This window comes from Streptomyces sp. UG1 (genome assembly GCF_049974585.1).
In the GTDB taxonomy this organism is placed as follows: domain Bacteria; phylum Actinomycetota; class Actinomycetes; order Streptomycetales; family Streptomycetaceae; genus Streptomyces.
In genome coordinates this window covers 18,910-27,870 of sequence record NZ_JBNGGG010000073.1, presented here as the reverse complement: position 1 = coordinate 27,870, position 8,961 = coordinate 18,910, and the positions used below count along the sequence as shown (strand labels likewise).

Annotated in this window: 10 protein-coding genes; 6 read left to right on the top strand and 4 right to left on the bottom strand. The window is 71.0% G+C overall.

What is annotated here, in order from left to right; all coding sequences use genetic code 11:
- Positions 1-259 precede the first annotated feature (259 nt).
- On the top strand, positions 260-376 hold the full coding sequence (locus ACP4J3_RS48005) for a TetR family transcriptional regulator (protein WP_426544113.1): 117 nt from the start codon (positions 260-262) through the stop codon (positions 374-376).
- A 41-nt stretch (positions 377-417) separates the two neighbouring features.
- Here ACP4J3_RS48005 and ACP4J3_RS48000 read toward each other — a convergent pair whose 3' ends face one another.
- Positions 418-813, bottom strand: coding sequence for a hypothetical protein (locus ACP4J3_RS48000; protein ID WP_426544109.1), 396 nt, complete (start codon positions 811-813; stop codon positions 418-420).
- Between the two features lie 18 nt (positions 814-831).
- Between ACP4J3_RS48000 and ACP4J3_RS47995 the strand changes: the two genes are divergently transcribed.
- Complete coding sequence (locus ACP4J3_RS47995) at positions 832-1,056, top strand: hypothetical protein (protein WP_426544107.1); 225 nt, start codon at positions 832-834, stop codon at positions 1,054-1,056.
- 769 nt (positions 1,057-1,825) lie between these two features.
- On the opposite strand, the gene ACP4J3_RS47990 is transcribed toward ACP4J3_RS47995, so the two are convergent.
- A complete protein-coding gene (locus ACP4J3_RS47990; protein WP_426544105.1) occupies positions 1,826-2,071 on the bottom strand; it encodes a helix-turn-helix domain-containing protein in 246 nt (81 codons plus the stop codon).
- Between the two features lie 216 nt (positions 2,072-2,287).
- On the opposite strand from ACP4J3_RS47990, the gene ACP4J3_RS47985 reads away from it, so the two are divergent.
- From ACP4J3_RS47985 to ACP4J3_RS47970, 4 genes are all read left to right on the top strand, one after another.
- Positions 2,288-2,905 (top strand): hypothetical protein, encoded by a 618-nt coding sequence (locus ACP4J3_RS47985; protein ID WP_426544103.1) that lies wholly within the window; start codon positions 2,288-2,290, stop codon positions 2,903-2,905.
- Positions 2,842-3,198 carry an ArsR/SmtB family transcription factor gene (locus ACP4J3_RS47980; protein ID WP_426544101.1) on the top strand — a complete coding sequence of 119 codons (357 nt, stop codon included), beginning with the start codon at positions 2,842-2,844 and terminating at the stop codon, positions 3,196-3,198. Before ACP4J3_RS47985 ends, ACP4J3_RS47980 begins: the two co-directional genes overlap by 64 nt.
- 557 nt (positions 3,199-3,755) lie before the next feature.
- Entirely contained in the window at positions 3,756-3,905 is a 150-nt protein-coding gene (locus ACP4J3_RS47975) for a hypothetical protein (protein WP_426544099.1), read from the top strand.
- A 326-nt stretch (positions 3,906-4,231) separates the two neighbouring features.
- Positions 4,232-4,573, top strand: a complete 342-nt coding sequence (locus ACP4J3_RS47970) for a peptidase inhibitor family I36 protein (protein WP_426544097.1) — start codon at positions 4,232-4,234, stop codon at positions 4,571-4,573.
- A gap of 27 nt (positions 4,574-4,600) precedes the next feature.
- On the opposite strand, the gene ACP4J3_RS47965 is transcribed toward ACP4J3_RS47970, so the two are convergent.
- Together ACP4J3_RS47965 and ACP4J3_RS47960 are read right to left on the bottom strand one after the other, a co-directional pair.
- Positions 4,601-5,359 (bottom strand): phosphotransferase family protein, encoded by a 759-nt coding sequence (locus tag ACP4J3_RS47965; RefSeq protein ID WP_426544095.1) that lies wholly within the window; start codon positions 5,357-5,359, stop codon positions 4,601-4,603.
- An 89-nt stretch (positions 5,360-5,448) separates the two neighbouring features.
- Positions 5,449-8,766 (bottom strand): family 78 glycoside hydrolase catalytic domain, encoded by a 3,318-nt coding sequence (locus ACP4J3_RS47960; protein WP_426544093.1) that lies wholly within the window; start codon positions 8,764-8,766, stop codon positions 5,449-5,451.
- Positions 8,767-8,961 lie beyond the last annotated feature (195 nt).

Below are 8,961 nucleotides of genomic sequence, written 5' to 3'. Positions count from 1 at the left end.
ACCTACGCGCCTCGATGATCTGGATCAAAGACATCACCCGGACCACCGAATGATCACGACTCAAAACGCGCCCTAGGGCCATTGCTGGTGCCTCCCTGACCACCCGACGCGCCGAACCCGACCCTCCCGTTGAATGCTTGACCATACTGCGGTCGCACCCCGGTGTCGCCATGGGCAGCACATGAGAATCCCTTGAGACAAGCCGCCACAGCGCGGTGACGGTGACAGCAAGGTCACCCCGCGCGATGAGTCGGCCTCGATCGCCGCCTGCTGGTGCGCGACGGGGCCACTGGAGCTGTTCGCCGAGCAGGGTTTCGAGGCGACCTCGACCTGGGCGGTGGCAGCGGCGGCCGGTCTCTCGTCGGCGCTGGTGTGACCCGGCACTTCGGGTGAACATTCTGTTGATGTCCGGAGCGTTCACTCCGTACGGTGCTCGATCAGCACTGGTTCCTCGCCGATCCTGATCCGGCCGCCGGGCCGGGCGCGTACCGTGCTGCCGTCCATGTGACGCACGCGGTAAGCGTCTTCATCCAGTGGCACCTCGGCCCGACCGCGAGCGGACCAGCGCACGGTGAACAGTTGGCCGTTCCCTCCGTCCCGCCCGTCCCGCTGGAAGCGGCAGGAGTACATGTCCGGCGGCAGGCCCATCCGCAGGCCCCGCCCGCAGGAGCTGATCCGCACGCCGTAGTGCCTCGCGTAGAGCCCCGCGAGATAGAAGCGAACCGCGTAGTCGCGGGCGCGGCGGGCACCGAGCGCCGGCGTCGAGTCGATGTCCCACTCCGGGCCGGTGTTCCACAACTCGATCTCGTGCACGTTCTCATGGAGGAGGCCTTGCGTGGCGGCATCTTCAGCGCGGCCGCGTCGCAGTGTACGTACGCGCCCGTCCGGGCGAACTCCCGCAGCAGCGCCCGGCCCTTGCTCGTCCACAGCGACCCGAAGGACGGGCAGGCCAACCGTGCCTCCGGGTCGACACGGCGGATGATCCGCGCGGCGCGCTCCACCATCTCGGCGAGGGTTTCGAGGCTCCCCGCGTACATCAGCGGATGGCTGGGGTAGTCCCACAGCTCGTACGACTCGATGCGGTCGCGGTAGCGCGTGGCGAGCTTCTCCACAAAGCGGTCCCAGACCCGTAGGTCGTCCGGGGGCGAGGCCGTCGAGTCGGCGAAGCCGGACTTCCGGCCCTCCGGGGCGGCCCACCAGGGCGTGCCGGCGATGGTGAACAGGACCGGCAGCCGGTCCCGCTCGGCGGCCTCGACCAGCCGGTTCAGGGTCGTCCAGTCGTACCTGCCCGGTGAGGTTTCGATGGTGCCCCAGCGGGTCTCGCTGTTCCACAGCCGTACGGAACCGGTGCGGAAGCCGGGCATACGGCCCGTGTCGCTGTTGATCGTCATGCTGATGAACTCGGGTGCCATCGGGCGCGGGGCCTCGCTCCACTCCGGCCCCTTGGGATGTTGCTCACCGCCGGAGCCGGCCTCGTCCGTGCCGGGGTTCACCGTGCTGGTGCCGGGGGCTCGTCCGGCGTCGTCGCTGCCCCCACCGCCCTCGTACGAGGTGGTACTCCCGGTCGAGGTGATGACGGGGCGACCAGCAGCGCCGCCGGGCGCAGCCAGGCGCGTAGCCGTGACGGCAGCCAGGCGCCGGGCTTGCGCCTGTCCATACCGGCGGCGGCGTCGTGGCGGGCTCACGTCGGGCCCGCGCGCTGCGGCGCTTCCGCCGCCTGCACCGCCTCCGCTGCCCGCACCACGCCCGCCGTCTGGACGGCCTCCGCCGCCTCCGGCGGCTGTGCCTCCTGCTGCCCCGCATCCTCCCCGGCGGTCTCCCGCCATCACGCGCGGTAGAGCCGGTCCAGCTCCGCCGGGCTCGCCCCGCTCACGCGCGCCGCGCGTTCGACCGCGCCGAACGTCCCCGGGACGGTGGTGCCCTGGCAGTAGCGGTGCAGGGTGGACCGGCTGAGTCCGGTGCGGTGGGCCGGCGCCGTATAGCTGCGCCCGCTGCGCCGCTTCAGCTCCTCCAGCAGTTCCGCCAGTTCCGATGGTCCCGACTGTCCCGTCGTCGTGCCGTCGGATGGCATCGCACCCCCGTTTCCTCGCCCCCGATGTGTGGGACGCGGGCACCGGCTGTCCCACCGCCGTGAAATGTCGCGGGTGGTGCCCGTACGGCCGTCCCGCTGTCCCATCTCACCTTCTCTTCTTGCCATGGAACCGGCCGGGAAAGCAAGGTCACAGGAACACCGCTCGGGTAACGGGGGAGCGGTGGGCACACGCTCGGCACATCGGGGGACAGCACCATGCTGCGCATGCACTTCACCGCGGGGGACATCGCCCGTACGCGGGTCGCCGACCGGCCGGATCCGTTCTGGGAATCCGTATTGAGCCTGCATCAGGTGTGGCAGCGGCACCCTGAGCCCGACCTGGCCGGCTGGCGGCAGCACGTCGTCCGGAACGGACAAGCGCCGCTGCGCCTGCTGATGCCGCTCGTTCCCGCCCGCGGCTACTTCCCGGACTTCCTCACTCCCGCGGCGAGCGCCGAGGGCTTCGAAGCCGGCCTGGACGCTCTGCTGTCCACGCCGCGGCGCGAACTGCGCGACCGGGTCGGCCGGTTGGCGACGAGCGGTGCTCCTCTCGGCGGATGGGCCCGCTCCGTCGCCGAGGGCGGGGCACCCGCGCTCCGGCAACTCGGTGAAGCCCTGCGCGACTACCAGGGCATCGCGCTCGGCCCGTCGTGGCAGCGCGTCCGCGCGCGGACAGAGTCCGACCACACCTGGCGCGCCCGCACCCAGTGGTACAGCGGACGGACGCCATGCTCCACACCTTCGGTCCCGGCATCCGCTGGTGTCCGCCCGTGCTGGAGGCCGACTATCCGGTGGACAAGGACATCCACCTGGACGGTCGCGGGCTGTTGCTGATCCCGTCGTATCTCGCGCGCCTCCTCGGGCACACCAGGGCCGCGGTCCTTCAGGCCCTCGGCGGCGACTGCACCACCAGTGAACTGGCCCGGCGCGCCGGGGTGTCCATCTCCTCGGCCAGCGAGCACGCCGCGGTCCTGCGCGGCGCCGGTCTGGTCTCCAGCACCCGCCAGCGCAACGCGGTACACCACTCGCTCACTCCAGTGGGCCTCGCCCTCCTCGACGGCAGCCCCTCCCATGCTCCGGGCGAGCCATCGATTCCCTGCGTGGGGCACCGCGCAGCCACGGATTAGGAATTGCGGACTCGGCTGTTTCGGGCTCGGCCGAAACGCCTGGGGGCGTATCGCCCGGCTCCCGTAGCTTTCTGTCTCGTAGGAGGCGACGGAATACGGGGGATGGCCTCATGCGCAGGAATTTCGCGCGCCTAGGGACGGTGACCGCCGCCCTGGTCGCACTCGCCGCCTGCGTCGGACCACAAGGACCACAACACGGCGGCGCGCCGACGGACCGAAAGCCCGCCGGCCGCCTCGAACGGCTCACCGCCGCCCAGGAGGCCAAGCTCGACCGGGCCGAGGAACTGCTCATCCAGCGCTGCATGGAACGCCAGGGTCTGCGGTACTGGCCTGATCGCCTGCGCACCCCGGACGAGCGGAAGAACGTCCGCCTCGTCCTCGTCGCGCGCGGCAGGAGCGGGAGAAGGACCCCAACTCCGCCTACCAACGGGGACTTTCGGAGCCCGAACAGAAGCGCTGGGACCAGGCTTTCTTCGGTGACGAGCACAGCCGCAGCGTCAGCGCACGGCTGCCGGCCGGGCGCACCGTCAGCACCTCGCTCGGCGGCTGCCTCGCGCATGCGCAGGACAACCCTGTACGACGGTCTGCCGCGGTGGTTCCGCGTCAGCAAGGTCACCGAGAACCTCGTCGGCCTCTACGCCGAGGACCTCAAACGGGACCGACGTTTCAGGGGCGCGGTGCACAAGTGGTTGCGCTGTACGCGGTGAGGGGCACGACTACGCCGCCCCCGAAGAGATCCGCGACCGGCTTCCGGAGCTCAACGAACGGCTGTCTCCGGATCACGCACATGCCGCGGAGGTACGGCTCGCCGTGGCCGAGGCGCAGTGCGCACGCTCCAGCAAACTCGGGTGCACCGCCCGCGAGTTGGAGCAGGAATATCGCGACAAGGCCATCGGTACGCGGTAGCGGGCCGACGGCAAGGAGAGGTACAACCAGGCGCAAGTCCATCGCGGCCGCCGCCACGGCCGGTGTCCTGAGCCTCGGGGCCTTCGCGCCCTCGGCGCTCGCCCAGCCCGCCGCCCCCTCGGGCGACGTGAGCACCAAGGTGGCGCACTACAACAAGGTGTGGCCGAAGGCGAACAAGGGATACGTCTACGCGTACGACCGCACCGACTGCAAGGGATACCTGGGCAAGGCCAAGGGGAACGTCGCCAAGTATTCCAAGAAGGCCAACGACAAGGCGACCTCGCTGCTCAACAAGGGCACCGGGCGGTACGACACGGTCGTCTTCTACGAATACGCGCACTACAAGGGCGGCGAGGCCTGTCTGAAGCGGGGCGAGAAGTTCGCCGACGACATTCGCGACAACACGCTGTCGAACGGCAGAACGCCAACAAGAGGATCAGCTCCCACCAGTGGGTCCCCGACACCGTGAAGTGCAACGAGCTGACCTGAGGGTCGGTCAGGAAGACTGAGACATCCGGGATCTGAGCACGTCGACTTCACAGCCCGGCGCGGACGGGTCGAAGCCGTGCTCGATCAGCCAGCGAACTGCCAGCAGGCTTCGCAACGACCACCACGCGCGGATCACGTCGAGGTCGACGTCGGTGCCATAGCCGGCGACGACGTCGCCGAGGTGCTCCTCGTGCCCGAGCGTCAAAATGGCGAGGTCGAACAGGGCATCACCCTGGCCCGCCTCGGACCAGTCGATGATGCCCGTGATCTCGTCGCAGTCGACGAACACATGCGCGATCTGCAGGTCGCCGTGCGTGAACACCGGAGTCCACGGCCGCAGCGCGGTCTCGGCGAGCCGGCGGTTGCGCTCGACCAGTCCGGCGGGCAGGACATCGTTCCTCACGAGCCACTCGCACTCGCCGTCGAGATCCGCCGCCAACTCGTCGAGGCCCCGGCCGCCCCGGCCGAGCCGGGGCGGCAACGGAGCGTCGTGCAACTTCCGGATCGCGGCACCCGCCGCGGCCCACGCCGCCGGGGACGCGGTCGACGGCTCGCCGAGGCGGCCGAGCGCCGTACCCGGTACCGCGGCGAGCGCGAGCACGGGCGGCCTGCGCCACAGGACCTTCGGGGTCGGAACCGGCGCCAGGGCCATCGCCTCGACCTCGACGTCGATGCGCACCTGATCGGCGTCCACCTTCAGGAACACGTCACCGACGCGCAGGGTCGCGCGCTCGGAATGGGCGACGACGACTTCGACCTCATCCATGGGCGACCAGTATCCCGGGGATGATCGTCGACGTCGCCCGGTTTATCGCGTGCGATCGGCGGTCGGCCGTCGAGGACTCCGCCGGTCGGTCACGCCGGGCTGGAGAAGGCCCATGTGCCGTGTCCGACCCGGAAGACGACGAAGTCGGGATCGCTGCGCAGCAACTCGGCGCCGTTCGGCGCGGCCACCTGCGCGGGTGCCCGCGCCGGCAGGTGCACCTCGGCCGTGGAGCCCACCGGCACCCGTACCGACAACCGCAGCTCGCGGTCGAGACGCGACCAGGACACGGCGGCCTCGCCCCGCACCGTACGGATCGACGTACGGGCCCAGTCGACCCCCGTACGGGCGTCGGGGCGCACCGAGAAGGTGCGGTAGCCGGCGTCTCCGGGGCGCAGCCCGGCCACGTTCTCGTACAGCCACTGCGCGACCGTGCCCAGGAAGTAGTGGTCGCGGGAGCGGGAGTCCAGCGGCCACATCTCCCACATGGTGTCGGCGCCGTTGGCGTGCCAGTAGCCCCAGCTCGGATAGGTGCGCTGCGTCGCGACGGCATGCGCTACGTCCGGGCGGCCGTGGTCGCAGAGCACTTTCAGCAGCACGCTGGTGCCGAGGCAGCCGGTGTTCAGATGGTTTCCCCGCGCCTCGATGTCCGCCACCAGACTGTCCAGCACGGAGGTGCGGGCGCCGGCCGGCACCAGGCCGAAGGCGAGCGGAATCGCGTTGGAGGTCTGCCGGTAGCCGGGGTCCTTCGCGGTGCGGTAGTGGCCGTCCGGGCTCAGGAACGCCTCGTTGAACGCGGTCTTCAGCTTGTCGGCCGCCTCCCGGTACCGCTTCACCACCTCATCCTCACCCAGCACTTCGCCCAGTTCGGCGGTGTGCAGCAGCGCCCGGTGGAGGTACGCGGTCGCGGTCAGCCGGGTGTCCTCCGGCGGAATCTCGTAGCCGGGCGCCACCCAGTCACCGAGCGCCGTGACCGCCAGCCCGTCCTTCAGCCGGGCCAGCTCCCAGTCCAGGTAACGGGTCAGCGTCGCCCAGTGCTCGCGGGCGACGCGCTCGTCCCCGTACACCCGGTACATCTCGCGGACGACGAACGGATGGACGGTCGTCCACTCCGGGGCGGGGGCCAGTTCCTGGTAGCCCCACCCACCGCTCGGCACGATCACCGGCAACTGCCCCTCGCCGTTCTGGCTGTCCGCCAGATCGCCCAGCCACTTGGACAGGAAGCGGTGCACCCCGAAGGCGTAGGCCATCACGGGTGTGCCGACCTGGGCGTCGCCGGTCCAGCCGTTCTTCTCGTACATGGGGGTGTCGGTCGGGATGCCGTGCAGGTTGTTGAGGACCGTGCGGCGCATGGCCCCGTCCAGCCACTCGTAGAACGGCTCCGAGCAGCGGAAGGAGCTGACCTCCTCGACGCGGGTGTGCACCAGCCGCCCCAGCACCTGCCCCGGGGACGGTCGTGCGGGCAGGCCGTGGATCTCCACGTAACGGAAGCCCTTGTACGAGAACTTCGGCTCCCAGATCTCATCGGAGCCCGAGTCCGCGCCGCCGCCCGCGCAGATGTATTCGTCGGTCTGGAAGCGGCCCGGGACATGGCCGGTCTCGGCGTGCACACTTCCGTCGGCCTTCCGCTTCTCGCCGTGGACCAGACGGACGACGGTGCCCGGCGCGGCGCCGCGGACGGTGAGGCGGGTCCAGCCCGCCATGGTGCGGCCCATGTCCACCACGTAGACCCCGGGGCGGAGTTCGGAGATCTCCGTCGGCCGTACCGTCTCGATGATCTCGATCGGGTCGTGCGGCTGTGCTGTGAGAGTGCCGCGGGGGGCTTCCTGCACCCCCGCCGTCCGCCAGCCGCTGTCGTCGAAGCCGGGGCGGGTCCATCCGCGCGGGGCCCGGCGCGCGTCGTATGTCTCGCCCGCGTAGAGGGAGTTGGACAGGGTCGGACCTTCGGTGATCCGCCACGCGCCGTCCGAGGCGACGTTGGTGCGGGAGCCGTCCGGGTGGTCGATCTCCAGTTGGGCCAGCAGGCGGGGCTCGCCGTGCCACGGCGGACGGTGCCAGTTCCAGACGTTGGGGGTGGTCATGCCGAAGAAGCCGCGGCCGAGGGTGACGCCGATGGCGTTCTCGCCGCGCCGCAGCAGCGCCGTGACGTCGTGGACGGCGTACAGAACGGTCTCGTCGTAGTCCGTGAAGCCGGGGTCGAGGACCTGCCGGCCGACCCTGCGGCCGTTGATCTCGGCCTCGTAGTAGGCGAGCCCGCTGATGTGGAGGCGGGCCCGGGAGATCCGTCGCCGCACGGTGAAGGCGCGGCGCAGGAGTGGCGCGGGCTGCTCCGGTACGGCGACGCTCACGCCGTCGCCCCAGGGGCCCTGCCCATACGGGGCGAGTACGGCGGCCTCGGCCCAGTCGGAGTCGTCGAACTCCGGGCGCTGCCAGCCTCCCTGGGGCTCGGTCACGGAGACGCGCCAGCCGGGACGACCGGTGACCAGTTCGTACGGTCCGTCGCCGTCCTCCGTCTCGACGACCAGCCGGACCAGCAGACCGGCGGGGTTCACGGAGGCGCCGGGGCGGTTGGTGGCGCGGGCGGCGAGCACGACGGGACGGCCGGCGGCGCGGGCCCGTTCGGTGGCCTCGGTGACGTCGGCCATATGGCCGGTGCGCCAGCCGTCCTGCCGCTCCGGCGCGTGCAGCACCTGCCTGCCGTCGAGGTGGAGCGTGAAGTCGTCGTCGGCGGTGGCGACCACCGTGGCCCGTCGCACCCGCGCGCCGTCCGGCAGGGGCAGCGCCGCACGGAACCAGCACGTTCCCACCGGGGCGTCGGAGGATGAGGCGCCCGGCGACCAGATCCACGAGGCGGCGGAGAGGGAGGGCGGCTGCGGGGCCGGGCCGGCGCCGATCCAGTGCGCCTGCCAGTCGGCGTCCGACAACGTTGTCTCCCACCAGCGGACCTGACTCCAGCGGGAGGGCCGCCCGGCGCCGTCCCAGACTCGGACCCGCCAGTGATAGCGGGTGCGCGGGCGCAGCTCGGGCCCTCCGTAGGGGACACCCACGCTGCGGTCGGACGCCACCTTCCCCGAGTCCCAGACCGGCCTGGCCGCCGCCGCGTTGGTGCCGTCCCTCAGCTCGCCGGGGTCGAGGGCCACCTGGATGCGGTACGCGCTCTGCCGGGCGCCGTGCCCCGTCGCCGACAACTCCCAGGTGAGGCGGGGGCGTTCGATGTCGGTGCCGAGGAGGCGCTCGGCGTACTCGACGGTCGTGCGCTCGATGCGGAGCGTCCCGGTGCGGTGGTCCTCCGGACCCTCCGACGGTGGGTCGGCGGCCGCCGCCGGGTCGGTGCGGAACGCGGCGATGCCGGCGCCCGCGCCCGCGGTCGTGCTTTTCAGGAAAAGTCTTCGGTTCCAGCTCTGGCTCATGCGCGTTCCTCGCTCGATGGGTCGCCCCGGACAGCGGACCGTGCCGTGCCTGACGTGTTTGAAACGATTCAATACTCCTTGTGCCGGAGCATGCTACGTACGCTCGTCCCGCCCCAACAAGGTGTGTGCCGTCATGAAGACGTAAGGCACCGCGGGTGCGTCGGACCGGGACAAACCGAGATCCACGCGAGAGGC